The sequence below is a fragment of the Iodidimonas sp. SYSU 1G8 genome, assembly GCF_039655775.1.
Lineage (GTDB): Bacteria > Pseudomonadota > Alphaproteobacteria > SMXS01 > SMXS01 > RI-34.
Genome location: NZ_JBBYXJ010000002.1, coordinates 1,023,304 through 1,041,414, shown reverse-complemented (window position 1 = coordinate 1,041,414; position 18,111 = coordinate 1,023,304). Strand labels below are relative to the sequence as shown.

The window sequence follows — 18,111 nt, the reverse complement described above, 5'->3', positions numbered from 1 at the left end:
TGTTTTTGCGGTACTGCGACCAAAAGGAACGAGAATGGAAAAGATTCCCATGACGGCCAGCGGGCTGGAGCGCATCGAAGGCGATCTTCGGCGTTACAAGCACGAGGAGCGGCCGGCGGTGATCCGCGCGATTTCGGAAGCGCGCGAGCACGGGGATCTTTCGGAGAACGCCGAGTATCACGCGGCCAAGGAACGCCAGGCGTTCATCGAAGGGCAGATCGCCGAACTCGAGGACATGATCTCCCGGGCCGAGGTCATCGATATCTCCAAGCTGTCGGGGACGACCGTGAAATTCGGCGCGACCGTCACGCTGGTCGATGTCGATACGGACGAGGAGCGCACCTACCAGATCGTGGGTGAGGTCGAGGCCGATATCAAATCCGGGCTGCTGTCCATCAATTCGCCGCTCGCCCGCGCCCTGATCGGCAAATCCGAAGGCGAAGAGGTCGATTTCTCCGCGCCGGGCGGCCACCGCGCCTATGAGGTGCTCAAGGTACGGTTCATCTAGGCCCCGCGACCCTCGGATATCCCGGACCGCTCGCGTCGACCCCGGCACATGCCGGGGTCTCGTCGTTTCATGCCATCCCGAACGGGACGCCGGGCTCGTTCTTGGCGCTGCGGATGGTGAGGGCCGTCTTGACGCTGGCCACGTTCGGGGCCGGCGTCAGTTGCGAGGTCAGGAATGTCTGGAACTCGTTGAGGTCGCGCGCGACGATCTTCAGCATGAAGTCGATCTCGCCATTGAGCATGTGACATTCACGCACCATCGGCCACGACCTCACGCGATCCTCGAACGCCTGCAGGTCGGCTTCCGCCTGTGAATGAAGACCGACCATCGCGAACACGGTCAGCCCGAACCCCAGTTCGGTCGCGTTGAGCTTGGCGTGATAGCCCTCGATATAGCCGTTCTCCTCCAGCGCACGCACGCGGCGCAGGCACGGCGGCGCCGAAATCCCCACCTGCCGGGACAGATCCACATTGGTCATGCGGCCATTGTCCTGCAGCAGCCGGAGGATTTTCCGGTCGATCTCGTCCAGCTTCATCGGGCATCCGTCATGAAATGAAAGGCGATCCGGCCATTGCCGGCGGGAAATTAAATTACAAAGGTTGGGAACATTTGAAAAGGAAATCCGGTCGGCATCAGACGCGTGAACCGCAAGGCGCGGCGAGCGTTCCTGTGCCGCGGACGCCTGCAGCGCCCTTGCTCGAGGTGGTCCGGAGAATCCCACAATCCTGCACTCCAGCGGAGAGAGCATCCCCCTATGACCAGTCTCGTCGGCCGTAAAGCGCCCGATTTCACCAGCGCTGCCGTCATGCCCGATGGCGACATCGAGGAAGCGCTGAACCTCTACCGTTACCTTGATGGCCACTACGGAATCCTATTCTTCTATCCGCTGAACTTCACCTTCGTGTGCCCGTCCGAAATCCTTGCCTACAACAATCGGGCGGATGCGCTGGCCGCGCTGGACACCAAGCTGATCTCCGTGAGCGTCGATTCCCAGTACAGCCATTACGCGTGGCGCAACACGCCCGTCGGGGAGGGCGGCCTCGGTCCCGTGAAGTTTCCCATGGTGGCCGACATCACCAAACAGATCGCCCGCGACTATGGCGTGCTGATCGACGATTCTGTCGCTCTGCGCGCGACGTTTCTGATCGACCGGCGCGGCACCATCCGTCAGGCCCTGGTCAACGACCTGCCGCTGGGCCGCGACGCCGATGAAGCGTTGCGCATCGTCGAGGCACTGCGCTTCCATGAAGAACATGGCGATGTCTGTCCGGCGGGATGGCGGAAAGGCGACGCCGGGATGCCGCCGACCCGAGAGGGCGTCGCGGAGTATCTCGCCAAGCACCATGAAGCGCTCTAAATACTTTCACGAACGGGGTGGTTCTTCGATTCCCTCACACCGAGAACCACTCTAGAGTGCAATTGCGAAATGAGGCGCCGCGATACGCCCACCAGGCAGGCGCGGCAGCCGCCAGCGGAGAACAGGCATGGCACAACGCATCGAGACGAAGGTTCTCATCATCGGCTCCGGTCCGGCCGGGTATACGGCGGCCATCTACGCCGCCCGCGCCGCCCTTTCACCCGTCATGGTGCAGGGTATCCAGCCCGGCGGCCAGCTCACCATCACCACCGATGTCGAGAACTATCCGGGTTTCGCCGACGTCATCCAGGGCCCCTGGCTGATGGAACAGATGCGTGCGCAGGCCGAACATGTCGGCACCCAGCTCATCTCCGACACCATCGTCAGCGTCGATCTGTCGCGCCGACCGTTCGTTGCCATTGGCGACAGCGGCGACGAATATGTGGGCGAGACCCTGATCATCGCGACGGGCGCGCAGGCCCGTTGGCTGGGCATCCCCGGCGAACAGAAGTTCCAGGGATTTGGCGTCTCCGCCTGCGCCACCTGCGACGGTTTTTTCTATCGCGGCAAGGAAGTGATCGTGGTCGGCGGCGGTAATACCGCTGTCGAGGAAGCGCTGTACCTGACCAATTTCGCCACCAAGGTGACCCTGGTCCATCGTCGGGGCGATTTACGGGCGGAAAAGATGCTGCAGCAGCGCCTCTTCGCCCACGAGAAGATCGAGGTGATCTGGAACGCGGCCATTGACGACATTCTGGGCGGCACCGACCCGCTCGGCGTGACCGGCGTGCGTCTGCGCGACACCAAGACGGGCGCTCTCTCGGAAGTACCCGCGCATGGCGTGTTCATCGCCATCGGTCATTCGCCGTCCACCGAGCTGTTCAAGGGCCAGCTTCCGCTCGACGACGGCGGCTATATCCTGAAGAATCCGGACAGCACCTCGACTTCGGTGCCGGGTGTATTCGCGGCGGGCGATGTGACCGACAAGATCTATCGTCAGGCCGTTACGGCGGCGGGCATGGGTTGCATGGCCGCGCTTGAGGCGGAAAAGTTCATCGCCGCCCATGAGGTCCGTAGCAAGCAGGCGGCAGAATAAGCATAGAAGGAGAGAGACGATCTCTCCTTAGTCGGCATCATCAGCGGGGGATGGCCATGGATTGGGACAAGCTGCGCACTTTCTACTCGGTCGCCAAGGCGGGGAGCTTCACCCATGCCAGCGACGAGCTGAACCTGAGCCAGTCGGCCATCAGCCGCCAGATTTCCGGTCTTGAGGAAAGCCTTGGCTTCTCGCTGTTCCACCGGCATCCGCGTGGCCTCATCCTGACCGAGCAGGGCGAAACCCTGTTCGAGACGGTCAGCGAGGTCTTCGTTAAGCTGGAACGCACGGAGGCGATCCTGCGGGACAGCCGCACGGCGGCCCGCGGCAGGCTGAACGTCACCACGACCGTCGGGTTCGGCTCCACGTGGCTCGTGCCGCATCTGAGGGAGTTTCAGCTCGCCTATCCGGATATCGGCATCAATCTTTTGCTGTCGGATTCGGAAATCGACATCGCCATGCGCGAATCCGACGCGGCGATCCGCTTTCATCCGCCGCACCAGCCCGACCTGATCCAGCGGCAGCTGATGACGGTTCACTACCACATCTATGCGTCGCCGGAATACGTCGCCAAGCACGGCGCTCCCAAGACCACCCAGGAACTGGATGACCACGCCATCATCAGCTATGGCCCCGAAGCGCCCAGGCCGTTGCAGGATCTCAACTGGATCATCCACGCGGGCGCGGGCGATCGGGTGCGCGAGCCGGTGCTCGCCGTGAACAACATTTACGGTATCCTGAAGGCCGTCGAGAGCGGTCTGGGTCTGGCGGCCCTGCCGGACTACATCGCCACGCCAGGCACCAATCTGGTGCAGGTGCTCCCGGATCTCGAAGGGCCAACCTTCAAGGTCTATTTCGTCTATCCGGAAGAGTTGCGCAACGTGACCCGAATCACCGTTTTCCGCGACTTCCTGGTCGATCAGGTCCGCAGCGGCAAGTTCTGAGCCGTCCGGCGGCGTACACGATCGTCACTCGTCACTCTTGAAGTCAAGACCGCGCGGATCCATCTGCGTTGTCTTGGTCACGCGTGCTCCTATGCCCGCCGATACGGTCATCACCCACGATGTTGCGCCGCACAAATACCGCATATTTCAGGCGCGCCCCATATAAGCCCTTGAGTAGAAAGAGGTTGTTTTTTTGATATGCAAAAATAACATGCCTGATCTGACGGTTTCCTGCTGGACCGTGGTGCAGCGCACAACTAATTTCATTTTTGTCGCCACGAAGCAACGGTTCAGCGTGGCGGCACCGAAGGCCTCCTCATATTGAGGCTTTCGTGGGAGCTGGCCCTATTTCCTCCCCGTTTCTAGGGTCCTCCCATTCATCGTCTCCCCAAGACGTGAAGTCTTCCCTATACTGCCGGGCTCGCAAGAGCCCGGCATTCTTTTTTGGGACCGTCACGCCCGCCCCTTCATTCCTGCTCGACTCGCACCGGCGGGATGCGCAATCTTGCTGAAAAATACGTCGATTCATTCAGCGTCCGGGATCAAAGGGAGAGCCGCCATTCTGAAGCGCCTGACCGAACGGCAACTGCGCCGCCGCTCCAATATTCTTTCGGTGGCGCGTCAACTGATTGCCGAAAAGGGTTATGCCGGCGTCACCATGCGCGAACTCGCCGAGAAGAGCGGCGTGGCTTACAAGAGCCTCTACGACCTCTACGGCAGCAAGGACAACCTGCTGGGCAAGGCCATAGAGGAACGGCTGCGTCTGGTGTTCGAGGCCATCGACAGAAGCACCACGGGCAAGACGGGTTTCGATCGCCTGATGGACATGATCGAACGGTCCGCCTCCGCGATCCTGGAAATTCCCAATCTGGCCCGGGCGCTGGAGCCGATCCTGTTTCCCAATCCCGGCAAGTTCTCGATCGAGGAGATCTGGCAGAAGTTTCACCGGCAGGCGATCATGGATATCCAGCGTCAGGGCGACCTGCTCGACAGCACGGACATCGACTTCATCCTGCGCGACCTGATCCTGGATTCAGGCAGCACCCGGCTTTATTGGGCCAATGGCGTCATTCCCGACGAGTATCTGGCGGATGCCCAGAAATATTCGGCTTGCAAGACCTTGCTCCCGGTGCTCAAGGGCGACAGCCGCGAGCGAACCCAGGCCTTGCTGCTGGAGCTTCAGCAACGACTGACGACTCTGCGGATTTCCTGACCGCGAGGAGCTTCACCCATGCAAAAGCCGGGTTCGTCGCGACGAGCCCGGCTTTTATACAACACCATGCGTCCTGGCCTCTCTGGCCGGACGGCGCCTGTCGGAAGCTCTCAGGCGGCCCTGGCGTGCTCGGGTACCGGCACGGCCTCGTTGACATTGGCCGCGGGCTGACGCGCCCAAGAGGCAACGATCGCCTCGCGCTGCTTGAGGTAACGGCGGAAGACCGAGACGATCCAGCCCATCACCGCGAAGGTGAAGATCAGAACGGGAATGACGAGGACCATTTCAGCGTGCGGCATGTTCGGCTCCATCGGTTGGACGATGGAGCGAGCATGCCCCCGGCGACGCGGCCGGCCATTGATCAGGGTCAAAACCCCGAAAGTTCTAGCGCCGTTTGCCCTTGCCGCGCCATTGCCGGGTGCCGGGACGGCCGGACATGGAACGCCCCTTGCCCGATGAGGCCTCGAAACCCGTCGAGCGCGCCAGCGGATCGCCGGCCACCACAAGTTCGCTCGCCTCCAGCCGACGCACCTCGTCGCGAAGCCGCGCGGCTTCCTCGAACTCCAGGTTCGCCGCCGCATCCAGCATGCGTTTCTTCATGTCCTCCAGATGCGCCTTCAGATTGTGGCCCACCAGATGCGCCACGTCGCTGTCGCCCGTATCCACGGTGACATAGTCGGCCTCGTAGACGCTCTGCATCACGTCGCTGATCTCGCGGCGAATGGTTTCCGGCGTGATGCCATGTTCCCGGTTGTAGGCTTCCTGCTTGCTGCGGCGCCGTTCGGTCTCGTCGATGGCCCGCTTGAGCGAGCCCGTCACCTTGTCGGCATACAGGATCACCCGGCCTTCCACGTTGCGCGCGGCACGGCCTATGGTCTGCACCAGCGCGGTTTCCGAGCGCAGGAAGCCTTCCTTGTCCGCATCCAGGATGGCGACCAGCGCGCATTCCGGGATGTCGAGACCCTCGCGCAGCAGATTGATGCCGACCAGCACGTCGAACACACCCAGGCGCAGATCGCGGATGATCTCGATGCGCTCCAGCGTCTCGATATCGGAATGCATGTAGCGCACGCGCAGACCGTTCTCGTGCAGATATTCCGTAAGGTCCTCGGCCATCCGCTTGGTCAGCGTCGTGACGAGAATCCGCTGGCCCTTGGCCGCCACCAGCTTGCACTCGGCGATCAGGTCATCGACCTGGCTTTCCACGGGACGGATGAAGATGTCCGGGTCGGTCAGGCCGGTCGGCCGAATGACCTGTTCGGCGAACACGCCGCCCGTCTGCTCCATTTCCCAGGGACCTGGCGTCGCCGAGACGAACACCGTCTGCGGTCGCATGGCGTTCCATTCCTCGAACTTCAGCGGCCGGTTATCCATGCAGCTCGGCAGCCGGAAGCCATATTCCGCCAGGGTGGTTTTTCGCCGGAAGTCGCCATTGTACATGGCGTTGAGCTGGCCGATGGTCACATGGCTCTCATCCACGATCACCAGCGCCTCGGGCGGCAGATACTCGAACAGGGTCGGCGGCGGCGCGCCCGGCGGCCGGCCGGTCAGGTAACGGGAGTAGTTCTCGATGCCGGCGCACACGCCGGTCGCGGCCATGGTTTCGATGTCGAAACGGGTCCGCTGCTCCAGCCGCTCGGCCTCGAGCAGCCGGCCATCGCCGCGCAGCTCTTCCAGCCGCACCTCGAGATCCGTCTTGATCTGGCGAATCGCCTGATCGAGCGTCGGACGCGGCGTGACGTAGTGCGAACTCGGGTACGCCTTGACCGATTCCAGCTTGGCCGTCTTCTCGCCGGTCAGCGGATCGAACTCGACGATGCTTTCCACCTCGTCGCCAAACAGCGATATCCGCCAGGCGCGATCCTCGTGATGGCTCGGGAAAATCTCCACTACGTCGCCCTTCGCCCGGAAGGTGCCGCGCACCAGCGACTGGTCGTTGCGTTTGTACTGCAGCTCGGCGAAGCGACGCAGCAGGCTGGTCCGGTCGATGACCTGCCCCATGCTGACCTCGCAGGTCATGGCCGAATAGGTTTCCACCGATCCGATGCCGTAAATGCACGACACCGACGCCACGATGATCACATCGTCCCGCTCCAGCAGCGCCCGCGTCGCGGAATGCCGCATGCGGTCGATCTGGGCGTTGATGCTCGACTCCTTCTCGATGAAGGTGTCGGTGCGCGGCACATAGGCTTCCGGCTGGTAGTAGTCGTAGTAAGAAACGAAATATTCCACGGCGTTGGACGGAAAGAACGCCTTCATCTCGCCATAGAGCTGGGCCGCCAGCGTCTTGTTGGGCGCCAGGATCAGCGCCGGCTTCTGGGTCGTCTCGATCACCTTGGCCATGGTGAAGGTCTTGCCCGAGCCGGTGACGCCCAGCAGCACCTGGTCCTTCTCGTTGCCGCGAATGCCAGCCACCAGTTCGGCGATGGCGCGCGGCTGGTCGCCGGCGGGCACGAACGGGCTTTCCACCTTGAGCGGAATACCGCCCTGCCCCTTCGGCGGCCGCGCCACCTTGGGCGGGTCGAACGGGTAGCTGTTATCGGCGAGCATCTGATCGGACATGGATTGGTTATATGGTCGGAGAGAGCCTTTTTGCGAGTCCCGGCGACAGCATATCCGATGAGCACCATTACAGATCATACGGCGGCGACAGGCGGGTTTGATGCACGGCTCAAAACTCCGTCAGTATGGCCGCGGAAGTTTCACCGGATCGCGATGGCCGCTTGAACCCGAACGCTTCCAAGCGTACGGTCCGGCCGTTTTGCGACCCGCTCCATAACAAGAAAGGTCGAGCAGTGAGCTTCTTCTCCGATGCCATTGGACGCATCCAGCCTTCGCCCACCATCGCGGTGACGGCCAAGGCCCGTGAACTCAAGGCAGCCGGTCTGGACGTGATCGGTCTGGGCGCCGGCGAGCCGGATTTCGACACGCCGGACAACATCAAGGAAGCCGCCATCAAGGCGATCCGGGACGGCCAGACGAAATACACGGATGTGGACGGCACGCGCGAACTGAAGGAGGCGATCTGCGCCAAGTTCGAGCGCGAGAACGGGCTGAAGTACACGCCCGACCAGATCACCGTGAACTGCGGCGGCAAGCACACCATCTTCAATGCCATGATGGCGACCGTGAACCCCGGCGACGAGGTGATCATCCCCGCGCCGTACTGGGTCTCCTATCCGGACATCATCCAGCTGTGCGGCGGCACGCCGGTGATCGTCGAGGCGAGCATCGCGACCAATTTCAAGATGACCGCCGCCCAGCTCGAGGCGGCGATCACCGACCGCACCAAATGGCTGATCTTCAACTCGCCGTCGAACCCGTCGGGCGCTGCCTATACCTATGACGAGATCAAGGCGCTGACCGATGTGCTGCTGCGTCACCCGCATGTCTGGATGTTCGCGGACGACATCTACGAGCACCTGGTCTATGACGACTTCAAGTTCTACACGCCCGCCCAGGTCGAGCCTGCCCTGTTCGACCGCACCCTGACCATGAACGGCGTCGCCAAGGCATATGCCATGACCGGCTGGCGCATTGGCTATGGCGGCGGCCCCGCGTCGCTGATCAAGGCCATCGCCAAGATGCAGTCGCAGAGCACGTCCAATCCGTCGTCCATCAGCCAGGCGGCGACGGTGGCGGCGCTGAACGGCCCGCAGCACTTCATCGCCGAACGGAACGCCGTGTTCAAGGAACGGCGCGACCTGGTCGTGTCCATGCTGAATCAGGCCAAGGGCATCACCTGCCCGACGCCGGAAGGCGCGTTCTACGTGTATCCCAGCTGCGCCGGGATGATCGGCAAGACCACGCCGGGCGGCCTCGTGCTGAACAACGACGCCGACGTAGCCAACTATCTGCTGGAATCCGAAGGCGTCGCCGTGGTGTTCGGCGCCGCGTTCGGCCTGTCGCCCCACTTCCGCATCTCCTACGCGACCTCGACGGAAGCGCTCGAGGAAGCCTGCCGGCGCATCCAGCGCGCCTGCGCGGCCCTGTCCTGACGACTGATGGCCTGACGGAGCGGGAACCCGTGTTCCCGCTCCTGTCGCCGCCGAAGCTGGTCATTTTCGACTGCGACGGCGTTCTGGTGGATTCCGAAAAGCTGCAGAACGCCGTGCTCGCCGACATGCTCGCCCGGCGCGGCGTGATGATGAGCGAGGCCGACGTGGTCGCCGCCTTCATCGGCCTGACCATTCCCGCCGTGATCGACCGGGTGGCCGACAGCCAAGGCGTTCATCTGGGATCGGACTGGATCGCCGAGATGCACGAGGCAACCGAGCTCGCGTTCCGCCGCGACCTGAGACCCGTCGCCCATGTGCCCGAGCTCCTCGCGGCCCTGCGTGACGCGCACATCCCCTTCTGCGTCGGCTCGAACGGCACCATTGCCAAGATGCATATGAGCCTGGGCCTTACCGGCCTGCTGCCGCTGCTGCGCGACGTCCTGTTCAGCGGCGAGGACATGCCACGGGGCAAGCCGTTTCCCGACCTGTTCCTGCACGCCGCCGCCACCATGGGCGCGGCGCCCGCCGACTGCGTGGTGATCGAGGACAGCGCCGCCGGCCTGAAGGCGGCGCAGGCCGCCGGCATGAAGGCCATGGCCTACGTGGCCCACGCCGCGCATGCCCCGGCGGACCTTTCGGGCGGCCATCCGTTCGACGACATGCGGCTCGTGCCTGGGCTACTGAGCCTGAATTCTTAGGGTTCTCGAGACGATCCGTACTCCCGTCGGAGACTTTCCCTTGCCCACCGGCAAGCGCGGCTTTCGCACCCTCTTGATTACTCCCCGATGTTCTGCAAACGTTCTATCGATAATGTGCAGCCTGTTTGGGGGACTTCATGTTCAGGAAATTCATTTCATCGATCCTGAGGCGGAGCGAACCGGCCCCGATGGTGGCGTTCGAGCGGGATCGCTGGGAACAGTACATGGCGGCGGGCCATGACCTGCTCGAGCGCAAGCCATGGCGGGCGATATCCTGGTTCAGTGTGTGCCTGACCGATGACATGCCGGATGAGGAGCGCCTGCAGACGCTGTACTTCCTCGCCACCGCGACCTTTGATACGGGCGACCATCTTGGCGCCGAACGCCTCTTTGAAGAGACGGCGCGACTGGCGGAAGCGCTCGGCGATCTGCCGCGCATGGTCAGTCCGCTGAACATGTGGGCCAAGAGCCTCGAGATGCGGTTTGAACGGGCCGCAGCGGCACCGGTCCGGCAACGGCATCTCGATGTGACGGCCAGGATTCCCGGCGAAGCGTGGGAGTTCGACGAGGAAACCGGCGACGCCATTCACCGGGTAACCGGCGTCTGCTTTCCACCGTCGTTCCGAAACTATCGCCGCCGCTATCTGAGCTTCGAGGTGACCGACGGCAGCGACGGCATGGTCTTCTACGACGTACCCGCCCCTAACCGTACCGAAGTCGTCGTCAGGATATGCGTTACCGATAGATCCCCGAAGGAGGGGCTGCACAAGTTGGCGGACGAGGTCGTCTGGTGGATGGAACTGGGCGACGCGTCCTATCGGGAAGCGACGTTTCCGGCAGGACGGTACACCGGCATTCGCCGCAGGTGGCCGGACCTGAAAAGGGACGGCACCCTTTGGGGGATCGAAACCTTCTTCGTCGCCGCCGGGCCGGTCCACATCAGTCTTCGCGCGGCCCACGCGGCGGGCGAATTCGAGCCGGACGACATCAGGACGCTGGTCGCCGAGTTCGACTGGCCGGATCCCCGCTGAAGCCGGAGGCACTGCGTCATTGCCCCGAGGGACGCAACTGTTTATGTTTCGTTCCCCGAGGCCGCGCCCCGGAACATCGTCATCTTCAAGGATATTCCATGGCCGACGCCCTGCCCGTCATCGCGCTCATCCTGTCCGCTCTCGCGGCGCTGTTCGCGTTCCTGGCCTTTCTGCGCGCCGGCAAGGGCGGCGGCACGGACCTGTCGCGCGACCAGATTTCCGGGATGCTGCGCGAGGAGACCGACCGGCAGACACGCTCGGCCGAGGAGCAGTTGCGAGGCGTGCGGCTGGAGCTGGGCCAGAGTCTGATGACCTTCCAGGAAACCATGACCCGCTCGTTCCGCGACCTGAGCGACAGCCTGGGCGCGCAGGTGAAGGAGTTCGGCGCCAGCCTGGACAAGGGCCTCGCCCAGATCGACGAGCGCTCCCGGGCCATCGGCGTGAAACTGGACCAGGACATCGCCCGCATGGGCGACGAGGCCCGCGCCGGCCGCGAGACCCTGCACAAGACCATCGACACCAGGCTTGAAGCGGCGGCCGTCCGCCAGGAAACCGCGGCGAAAAACCTGCGCGAGGAAATGCTGGGCGGCTTCCGCCAGCTCGGCGCGGCCATCGGCCAGACGCTGGAAGGCCACGCCACGCAGCAGCGCGAGCGGCTGGAGAACGTCACCGGGGCGCTCGCGGCGCTGACCCAGCGCCAGGAAGGCGCGCAGGAGGCGCTGCGCCTGACCGTCGAGGGGCGGCTCGATTTCCTGCGCTCGGAAAACGCCGCCAAGCTGGACGAGATGCGCGCCACCGTGGACGAGAAGCTCCAGACCACGCTCGACACGCGGCTGGGCGAGTCGTTCAACCGGGTCGTCGAGCAGCTGGAACGGGTCCACACCGGCCTGGGCGAGATGCAGACCCTGGCCTCGGGCGTCGGCGACCTGAAGAAGGTTCTGTCCAACGTGCGCGTGCGCGGCACCTTCGGCGAGGTTCAGGCTGCCATGCTGCTGGAGCAGTTCCTGTCGCCGGAACAGCTGATGAAGAACGTGCAGATCAAGGAAAACAGCGCCGAGCGGGTCGAATTCTGCATCCGCCTGCCCGGCCGCGACGGCGAGAACGAGGTGTTGCTGCCCGTTGACGCCAAGTTCCCGCAGGAGGATTACGAACGGCTGGTGATCGCCGCCGAAGCCGGCGACCTGGAGGCCGTCAACGCCGCCAGCCGGGCGCTGGAGACGCGGGTGCGCGCCTTCGCCAAGTCGATAAGCGAGAAATATATCGAGACGCCGCGCACCACCGAGTTCGCCATCCTGTTCCTGCCCACCGAAAGCCTCTATGCCGAGCTGCTGCGCAAGCCCGGCCTGTTCGAGCGGCTGCAGATGGACTACCGGGTGACGCTGACCGGCCCGACGACCTTTGGCGCATTGCTGAATGCGCTGCAGATGGGCTTCCGGTCGCTGGCGCTGGAGAAGCGGTCCAGCGAGGTCTGGCAGGTGCTGGGCGCCATCAAGGGCGAGTTCGGCAACTACAACGACGTGGTCAAGCGCCTGAGCAGCCAACTGGAAACCGCCGCCCGCTCGGTAGAGAAGCTGGGCGTGCGCACCCGGGCCATGAACCGCAAGCTGCGCGACGTGGAAACCCTGCCGGGGATCGACGCGCAGACCCTGCTCGGCGCGGTGTTCTCGGAAGAGAACCTGGAAGATTCCGAAAGCGAGACGGAATAGCGCTGGAACGGACTACCCCACCAGTTCGCGCTCGAAGGGAATCCAGCCGGTGCCGCGATGGCCGAAATCGAACCGGCCGGGATGCAGGATTTCCGCCATGATCTCCAGCGATTCCGCCAGTCTCGGCCCAGGGCGGTTGAAATACTGGTTGCCATCGGTGACGTAGACGCGGCCCTCGCGCACGGCCTTGAGGTCCGCCCAGCCGGGCTTGCCCGTGAGCAGCGGCATTTCCTCGAGCACCCGGGGAATATCGAAACCGCAGGGCAGGATCGCGATCACGTCCGGATCGGCCGCGCGCAACTGCTCCCAGGTCATCCACGGCGAGTGCTTGCCCGCCTCGCCGAACAGATTGTCGCCGCCGGCCATGGCGACCAGCTCGGGCATCCAGTTGCCCGCCGCCATCAGCGGATCGATCCATTCGATGCTGGCGACGCGCGGCTTGGGCAAACCGGCGCAGCGATCCACGACCGCCTGCATGCGCGCCTTCAGACCCGCGATCAGCGCGGCCCCATCCTCGGCGCAGTCCAGCGCCGCCGCGACGCGCTCGATGTCCGTCCAGGCATCGGCCAAGGCATCCGGGCGCAGCGAGACGATATCCACATCCCGTCCTGTCCAGTTGCACATGGCCGCCTCCACATCCGCCAGGCTGGCGGCGCAGACCTCGCACTGGTCCTGGGTGACGATGACGTCGGGATCGATCTGGCGCAGCATATCCACATCCACCCGATAGACCGACAGCCCGTCCTTGAGCAGGGTCTTGACCTGGCGGTCGATCTCGTAGGAGCTGCCATGCACGTCCAGCTTGGGTTCCGTCAGGCGCGGCAGGCTCTCGATGAAAGGGGGATAATCGCATTCATGGGAGCGGCCGAGTAGCCAGTCCCGTTTGCCAAGCGCGCAGACGATCTCGGTGGCGCTGGCGATCAGGGAGACGACTCGTTTTTCGCGGACAGGTTGTGCCATATCTTTGCTTGTTCCATGAGGTGAGCGACACCAGATTCTCTCCATGACCCAGCAGCGACACAACCGCCGATCGGAGTCCCGGTGAAAAAAGTTCTCCTGATGGCGATCGGCTGGCTGTTGCTGGTCATCGGCCCGCTTGTCGGCCTGTTGCCTGGGCCGGGCGGTATCCCCATCGTCGCGGCCGGTCTGATCCTGATTTTGAGCCAGTCCTACACGGCACGGAAGATTTTCGTCAGGCTCGAACGACGCTTCCCGCGCGTGATCGGTCCGCTCCACCGCTTCATGCGTCGCAGACAACCCCAGGGCAAGCCAGCCGACGGCTGAACCCGCTTGCTTTGGTACTGGGGGACCTTATCTTGGAACGCTCCACATCGGCAAACAAGGCACCCCGTCATGGCAATGGAAATCAACACCGGCATTCCTGAAGACCAGCGCAAGGCCATCGCGGAGGGTCTGTCCCACCTGCTGGCGGACACCTATACGCTGTATCTGAAGACCCACAACTACCACTGGAACGTGACCGGCCCCATGTTCCAGACGCTGCACCTGATGTTCGAGACGCAGTACACCGAACTGGCGCTGGCCGTCGATCTGGTGGCCGAGCGCATCCGTGCGCTGGGCGTCTACGCCCCCGGCACCTACAAGGCTCTGTCCAGCCTGAGCGCCATCGGCGAGGAAGACGACATCCCGAAGGCCGAGGACATGATCCGCAATCTGGTGTCGGCGCACGAGACGCTGGTGCGCACCGCCCGTTCGGTGTTTCCCATCGCCGATGCGGCCCATGACGAACCGACCGCCGATCTGCTGACCCAGCGCATGCAGGTATCGGAGAAGAACGCCTGGATGCTGCGCAGCCTGCTGGCCTGATCCCGGGATTTTTCTGTAACCTAATCGGCGCTCCGAACGTATGAGGATCATAGGACCTCGTACAGGAGCGCCGCATGCTGACCCGATTACGCCCGAACTGGACACTGCCGGAATCGGCCGTGACCCCCGAATCCGTCTACCTGAACAGGCGGCAGCTGATGATCGGCGCCGGTGCGGGCGCGGCACTCGCCGCCATCCCGTTCGGTGCCCGGGCCGATCTCTACTCGGCCGCCCCCAAGAGCCGGTTCAGCACGACCGAGACGCCGACGCCGCTCGATGCGGTCACCGGCTACAACAATTTCTACGAGTTCGGCATCGACAAGGGCGATCCGGCCAAATACGCCAAGGCGCTGACGACCAGTCCCTGGTCGGTGAAGGTCGAGGGCGAGTGCGGCAAGCCCGGCACCTATAATCTGGAAGACCTGCTGAAAGGCCAGACGATCGAGGAGCGCATCTATCGCCTGCGCTGCGTCGAGGGCTGGTCCATGGTGATCCCCTGGAATGGCTTCGTCCTCTCCAACCTTCTGAGGCGCTTCGAGCCGAACTCCAAGGCAAGATACGTCCAGTTCGACACGCTGGTCCGTCCGTCCGAGATGCGCGGCCAGAAACGCGACGTGCTGCAATGGCCCTATCAGGAAGGGCTGCGGATCGACGAGGCGATGAATCCGCTGACCCTGATGGCCGTGGGCCTCTACGGCAAGACGCTGCCCAATCAGAACGGCGCGCCCCTGCGTCTTGTCGTTCCGTGGAAATACGGCTTCAAGAGCATCAAGTCGATCGTCGCGATCCGCTTTACCGAGAAACAGCCCAAAACCGCGTGGAACATCGCCAATGCGCGGGAATATGGCTTCTATTCCAACGTTAATCCCAAGGTGGATCATCCGCGCTGGAGCCAGGCCACCGAGCGCCGGATCGGCGAACTGCGCCGCCGCGATACGCTGATGTTCAACGGCTATGGCGAACAGGTCGCCGCGCTTTACGCCAACATGGACCTGAAGAAGTACTATTGATGCGCGCCGCGTCCCGCATCCTGCGCCACGGCGCGGCCAAGCCGGTCGCCTTTCTTCTGTGCCTGCTGCCGCTCATTCTGCTCGGACTGCGCTATCCCGACGATCTCGGGTTCAACCCGGTGGAGACCATCAACCGCTACACGGGCGACTGGGCGCTGCGCTTCCTGCTCATCACGCTGGTGGTCACGCCCGCGGCCAGGCTGACCGGCTGGAACGACATCATGCGGTTTCGCCGCATGATCGGCCTGTTCGCCTTCGCCTATGCCTTCCTGCATCTGAGCTCCTATGTGGCGCTCGACCAGTTGTTCGACTGGGCGCGTATCTGGGCCGATATCGTAAAGCGCAACTTCATCACCGTCGGCATGCTGACCATTCTCCTGCTGCTGCCGCTCGCCATCACCTCGACCAAGGGCATGATGCGCCGGCTCGGCGGCAAGCGCTGGCAGGCGCTCCACCGGCTGGTCTATCCGGCCGCCGCTCTGGCCGTGCTGCACTACTACATGATGGTGAAGGCCGACGTGACCGAGCCGCTGATCTATGCCGGCATCCTCGCGATCCTGCTGGGCTACCGCGCGCTCCGCTCGCTGAGACAAAGGCCGCGCAAAAGACCGGCCGAGACCGCCGCGAACCTCTGAGCAATATTGTATACAATATTTCATTCGCCGGATTGACACGCGCGGGCGCGGCAGGGACAGTGACGGGGCATCGCATCGAGGTTCATTCAATCCATGTCTCATCCCCCCGCTCCCGATAAGGATGCACTGGCCGCCGCCCGTGCCATGGCCACGCTGATCGGCCTGGAGATCATTCCCGAACACCGCGCGGGCGTGGCGACAAACCTGGCCCGGCTGATGCAGCAGGCGGAACTGGTCATGGCGGTGCCGCTGCCCGCCGATGTCGAACCGGCCTCCCTCTTCACGCCATGACGGACCTGCACCGCCTGACGGCCACGGAAATCGCGGCCGGGATCCGCGAGAGGCGCTTCACTGCCGTGGAAGTTGCGGGCGACACACTCGCCCATGTCGAACGGCTGAACCCCGTGCTCAACTGCTTCACCGACATCCTGGCGGAAAGTGCCATGGAATCGGCGGCAGAGGTCGACGCCCGCCTCGCGGACGGTCAGGCGCCCGGACTGCTGGCCGGTGTGCCGTTCGGCGTGAAGAACCTGTTCGATATCGCGGGGCTGCCCACGCTCGCGGGCTCGAAGATCAACCGCGACCTGCCGCCGGCCACGGCCGACGGCGTGCTGGTCGCACGGATGAAATCGGCGGGCGCGGTGCTGCTCGGCGGCCAGCACATGGACGAATACGCCTACGGCTTCACTACCGAGAACGCCCATTACGGCCCGGCCCGTAATCCGCGCGACATGGCGCATGTCGCCGGTGGATCGTCGGGCGGATCCGCCGCCGCCGTGGCGGCCGGACTGGGTCCGGTCAGCCTGGGATCGGACACCAACGGCTCGATCCGCGTCCCCTCCTCCTTCTGCGGCATCTTCGGACTGAAGCCCACCTTCGGGCGCCTGCCCCGCACCGGCAGCTTTCCCTTCGTTCACGACCTCGATCATCTCGGCCCCTTCGCGCGATCCGTCGCTGATCTGGCGCTGTGCTACGACGCGCTTCAGGGCTGGGACGCGGGCGATCCCGCCTGCGCCAACCGGCCGATCGAGCAGACGCTGATGCGCCTGGAGCAGCCCATCGACGGCCTGCGCGTCGCCGTGCTGGACGGCTGGTTCCGCGACACCGCCGGCCCGGAGGCGCTCACTGCGGTCGGCCTCGTCGCGGACGCGTTGAAGGCGGAGCGGAGCATCACCCTCGATAACGCGGCCGAGGCCCGCGCCGCCGCGTTCTGCATCACCGCGGCCGAGGGCGCCAATCTGCATTTCGAGAACCTGAAAACCCGCGCCGACGATTTCGATCCCGCCGTGCGCGACCGTCTGCTGGCCGGAGCACTGCTGCCCTCGACCGTCCTCGTACAGGCGCACCGCCTGCGCCGCTGGTTCCGCGACCAGGTCGCGCGGGTCTTCCGGGACGTGGATGTCGTGCTCGCCCCGGCGACACCCTGTCCGGCGCCGCTGATCGGCCAGCCAACGATCCGGCTGGGCGGTCAGGATGTACCAACACGGCCCAATATCGGCGTGTATACCCAGCCCATCAGCTTCATCGGCCTGCCGGTCGTGGCCGTACCGGTGCCGTCCTCCACCGCGTTGCCGGTTGGCGTGCAGATCATCGCCGCGCCATGGCAGGAATCGCTGGCGCTGCGGGTCGCGGCCCATCTCGAACGGTGCGGCGTGGTGGCCGCGCCGCTAGCGGAGGTATGATGACCGTCGACACGACCATCGTGAACGATCCCGACACCCTGGCGGAAGTGACGGCCATGTTCCGACGCTATGAACAGGCCCTGATGGCCAACGACACGGCCGCGCTGACCGCCATGTTCTGGGCCTCCCCACACACGCTGCGCTACGGCGTCGGCGAGATCCTGTACGGGCACGCCGAAATCGCCGCGTTCCGTGCCAACCGCGCGGGCGGCGCACCGCGCCGCGTGCTGGGGAAAACCTCCATTACCACCTTCGGGCGGGATTTCGGCGTCGCCAATACCGAGTTCCAGCGCGCCAACACGGACCGGCTGGGCCGGCAGAGCCAGACCTGGGTCAGATTTCCGGAAGGATGGCGGATCGTCTCCGCCCATGTCTCGCTGCTCGGTGAAACCAGCTAGGCGGAACG

Annotated in this window: 20 protein-coding genes; 16 read left to right on the top strand and 4 right to left on the bottom strand. The window is 64.1% G+C overall.

The window, feature by feature from the left end:
* Positions 1–34: 34 nt before the first annotated feature.
* On the top strand, positions 35–508 hold the full coding sequence (greA, locus tag WJU17_RS16140; protein ID WP_346328419.1) for a transcription elongation factor GreA: 474 nt from the start codon (positions 35–37) through the stop codon (positions 506–508).
* A 67-nt stretch (positions 509–575) separates the two neighbouring features.
* On the opposite strand, the gene WJU17_RS16135 is transcribed toward greA, so the two are convergent.
* Positions 576–1,043: an Lrp/AsnC family transcriptional regulator gene (locus tag WJU17_RS16135; protein WP_346328418.1), complete on the bottom strand. Its 468-nt coding sequence runs from the start codon at positions 1,041–1,043 to the stop codon at positions 576–578.
* A gap of 219 nt (positions 1,044–1,262) precedes the next feature.
* On the opposite strand from WJU17_RS16135, the gene WJU17_RS16130 reads away from it, so the two are divergent.
* The 4 genes from WJU17_RS16130 (at position 1,263) to WJU17_RS16115 (ending at position 5,118) form a co-directional block, all read left to right on the top strand.
* Positions 1,263–1,865: a peroxiredoxin gene (locus WJU17_RS16130; protein WP_346328417.1), complete on the top strand. Its 603-nt coding sequence runs from the start codon at positions 1,263–1,265 to the stop codon at positions 1,863–1,865.
* 127 nt (positions 1,866–1,992) lie between these two features.
* The gene (gene trxB, locus WJU17_RS16125) at positions 1,993–2,961 is read left to right on the top strand and encodes a thioredoxin-disulfide reductase (RefSeq protein ID WP_346328416.1); all 969 of its coding nucleotides are present in this window, start codon (positions 1,993–1,995) and stop codon (positions 2,959–2,961) included.
* A gap of 56 nt (positions 2,962–3,017) precedes the next feature.
* Positions 3,018–3,905, top strand: coding sequence for a LysR family transcriptional regulator (locus WJU17_RS16120; protein WP_346328415.1), 888 nt, complete (start codon positions 3,018–3,020; stop codon positions 3,903–3,905).
* 505 nt (positions 3,906–4,410) lie between these two features.
* Complete coding sequence (locus WJU17_RS16115; protein ID WP_346328414.1) at positions 4,411–5,118, top strand: helix-turn-helix domain-containing protein; 708 nt, start codon at positions 4,411–4,413, stop codon at positions 5,116–5,118.
* A gap of 110 nt (positions 5,119–5,228) precedes the next feature.
* Here WJU17_RS16115 and WJU17_RS16110 read toward each other — a convergent pair whose 3' ends face one another.
* Positions 5,229–5,417 carry a hypothetical protein gene (locus tag WJU17_RS16110; protein ID WP_346328413.1) on the bottom strand — a complete coding sequence of 63 codons (189 nt, stop codon included), beginning with the start codon at positions 5,415–5,417 and terminating at the stop codon, positions 5,229–5,231.
* 85 nt (positions 5,418–5,502) lie between these two features.
* Positions 5,503–7,680, bottom strand: coding sequence for an excinuclease ABC subunit UvrB (gene uvrB, locus WJU17_RS16105; protein ID WP_346328412.1), 2,178 nt, complete (start codon positions 7,678–7,680; stop codon positions 5,503–5,505).
* A 233-nt stretch (positions 7,681–7,913) separates the two neighbouring features.
* Here uvrB and WJU17_RS16100 point away from each other — a divergent pair, with 233 nt between their 5' ends.
* From WJU17_RS16100 to rmuC, 4 genes are all read left to right on the top strand, one after another.
* Positions 7,914–9,116, top strand: a complete 1,203-nt coding sequence (locus WJU17_RS16100) for a pyridoxal phosphate-dependent aminotransferase (RefSeq protein WP_346328411.1) — start codon at positions 7,914–7,916, stop codon at positions 9,114–9,116.
* A gap of 29 nt (positions 9,117–9,145) precedes the next feature.
* Positions 9,146–9,814 carry an HAD-IA family hydrolase gene (locus WJU17_RS16095; protein WP_346328410.1) on the top strand — a complete coding sequence of 223 codons (669 nt, stop codon included), beginning with the start codon at positions 9,146–9,148 and terminating at the stop codon, positions 9,812–9,814.
* Positions 9,815–9,951: 137 nt separating this feature from the next.
* A complete protein-coding gene (locus WJU17_RS16090) occupies positions 9,952–10,845 on the top strand; it encodes a hypothetical protein (protein WP_346328409.1) in 894 nt (297 codons plus the stop codon).
* 98 nt (positions 10,846–10,943) lie between these two features.
* A complete protein-coding gene (gene rmuC / locus WJU17_RS16085) occupies positions 10,944–12,551 on the top strand; it encodes a DNA recombination protein RmuC (RefSeq protein ID WP_346328408.1) in 1,608 nt (535 codons plus the stop codon).
* A 12-nt stretch (positions 12,552–12,563) separates the two neighbouring features.
* On the opposite strand, the gene WJU17_RS16080 is transcribed toward rmuC, so the two are convergent.
* Positions 12,564–13,511 (bottom strand): cobalamin-binding protein, encoded by a 948-nt coding sequence (locus tag WJU17_RS16080; RefSeq protein ID WP_346328407.1) that lies wholly within the window; start codon positions 13,509–13,511, stop codon positions 12,564–12,566.
* Positions 13,512–13,592: 81 nt separating this feature from the next.
* Between WJU17_RS16080 and WJU17_RS16075 the strand changes: the two genes are divergently transcribed.
* The 7 genes from WJU17_RS16075 (at position 13,593) to hpxZ (ending at position 18,103) form a co-directional block, all read left to right on the top strand.
* Positions 13,593–13,835: a hypothetical protein gene (locus WJU17_RS16075; RefSeq protein ID WP_346328406.1), complete on the top strand. Its 243-nt coding sequence runs from the start codon at positions 13,593–13,595 to the stop codon at positions 13,833–13,835.
* A gap of 75 nt (positions 13,836–13,910) precedes the next feature.
* Positions 13,911–14,378: a Dps family protein gene (locus WJU17_RS16070; RefSeq protein WP_346328975.1), complete on the top strand. Its 468-nt coding sequence runs from the start codon at positions 13,911–13,913 to the stop codon at positions 14,376–14,378.
* Positions 14,379–14,452: 74 nt separating this feature from the next.
* Positions 14,453–15,388: a protein-methionine-sulfoxide reductase catalytic subunit MsrP gene (msrP, locus tag WJU17_RS16065; protein ID WP_346328405.1), complete on the top strand. Its 936-nt coding sequence runs from the start codon at positions 14,453–14,455 to the stop codon at positions 15,386–15,388.
* Positions 15,388–16,023 carry a protein-methionine-sulfoxide reductase heme-binding subunit MsrQ gene (locus WJU17_RS16060; protein ID WP_346328404.1) on the top strand — a complete coding sequence of 212 codons (636 nt, stop codon included), beginning with the start codon at positions 15,388–15,390 and terminating at the stop codon, positions 16,021–16,023. Before msrP ends, WJU17_RS16060 begins: the two co-directional genes overlap by 1 nt.
* Before the next feature lie 93 nt (positions 16,024–16,116).
* The gene (locus WJU17_RS16055) at positions 16,117–16,314 is read left to right on the top strand and encodes a DUF4089 domain-containing protein (RefSeq protein ID WP_346328403.1); all 198 of its coding nucleotides are present in this window, start codon (positions 16,117–16,119) and stop codon (positions 16,312–16,314) included.
* A complete protein-coding gene (locus WJU17_RS16050; RefSeq protein WP_346328402.1) occupies positions 16,311–17,705 on the top strand; it encodes an AtzE family amidohydrolase in 1,395 nt (464 codons plus the stop codon). Before WJU17_RS16055 ends, WJU17_RS16050 begins: the two co-directional genes overlap by 4 nt.
* Positions 17,705–18,103 carry an oxalurate catabolism protein HpxZ gene (hpxZ, locus tag WJU17_RS16045; RefSeq protein ID WP_346328401.1) on the top strand — a complete coding sequence of 133 codons (399 nt, stop codon included), beginning with the start codon at positions 17,705–17,707 and terminating at the stop codon, positions 18,101–18,103. The genes WJU17_RS16050 and hpxZ overlap by 1 nt, the downstream gene beginning before the upstream one ends.
* The last annotated feature ends 8 nt before the right edge of the window (positions 18,104–18,111 follow it).

Bases quoted from the DNA above. Each gene is read 5' to 3' on its own strand.
- greA (WP_346328419.1), top strand. From the start codon at position 35: ATGGAAAAGATTCCCATGACGGCCAGCGGGCTGGAGCGCATCGAAGGC.
- WJU17_RS16135 (WP_346328418.1), bottom strand. From the start codon at position 1,043: ATGAAGCTGGACGAGATCGACCGGAAAATCCTCCGGCTGCTGCAGGAC.
- WJU17_RS16130 (WP_346328417.1), top strand. From the start codon at position 1,263: ATGACCAGTCTCGTCGGCCGTAAAGCGCCCGATTTCACCAGCGCTGCC.
- trxB (WP_346328416.1), top strand. From the start codon at position 1,993: ATGGCACAACGCATCGAGACGAAGGTTCTCATCATCGGCTCCGGTCCG.
- WJU17_RS16120 (WP_346328415.1), top strand. From the start codon at position 3,018: ATGGATTGGGACAAGCTGCGCACTTTCTACTCGGTCGCCAAGGCGGGG.
- WJU17_RS16110 (WP_346328413.1), bottom strand. From the start codon at position 5,417: ATGCCGCACGCTGAAATGGTCCTCGTCATTCCCGTTCTGATCTTCACC.
- uvrB (WP_346328412.1), bottom strand. From the start codon at position 7,680: ATGTCCGATCAGATGCTCGCCGATAACAGCTACCCGTTCGACCCGCCC.
- WJU17_RS16090 (WP_346328409.1), top strand. From the start codon at position 9,952: ATGTTCAGGAAATTCATTTCATCGATCCTGAGGCGGAGCGAACCGGCC.
- rmuC (WP_346328408.1), top strand. From the start codon at position 10,944: ATGGCCGACGCCCTGCCCGTCATCGCGCTCATCCTGTCCGCTCTCGCG.
- WJU17_RS16080 (WP_346328407.1), bottom strand. From the start codon at position 13,511: ATGGCACAACCTGTCCGCGAAAAACGAGTCGTCTCCCTGATCGCCAGC.
- WJU17_RS16070 (WP_346328975.1), top strand. From the start codon at position 13,911: ATGGAAATCAACACCGGCATTCCTGAAGACCAGCGCAAGGCCATCGCG.
- msrP (WP_346328405.1), top strand. From the start codon at position 14,453: ATGCTGACCCGATTACGCCCGAACTGGACACTGCCGGAATCGGCCGTG.
- WJU17_RS16060 (WP_346328404.1), top strand. From the start codon at position 15,388: ATGCGCGCCGCGTCCCGCATCCTGCGCCACGGCGCGGCCAAGCCGGTC.
- WJU17_RS16055 (WP_346328403.1), top strand. From the start codon at position 16,117: ATGTCTCATCCCCCCGCTCCCGATAAGGATGCACTGGCCGCCGCCCGT.
- WJU17_RS16050 (WP_346328402.1), top strand. From the start codon at position 16,311: ATGACGGACCTGCACCGCCTGACGGCCACGGAAATCGCGGCCGGGATC.
- hpxZ (WP_346328401.1), top strand. From the start codon at position 17,705: ATGACCGTCGACACGACCATCGTGAACGATCCCGACACCCTGGCGGAA.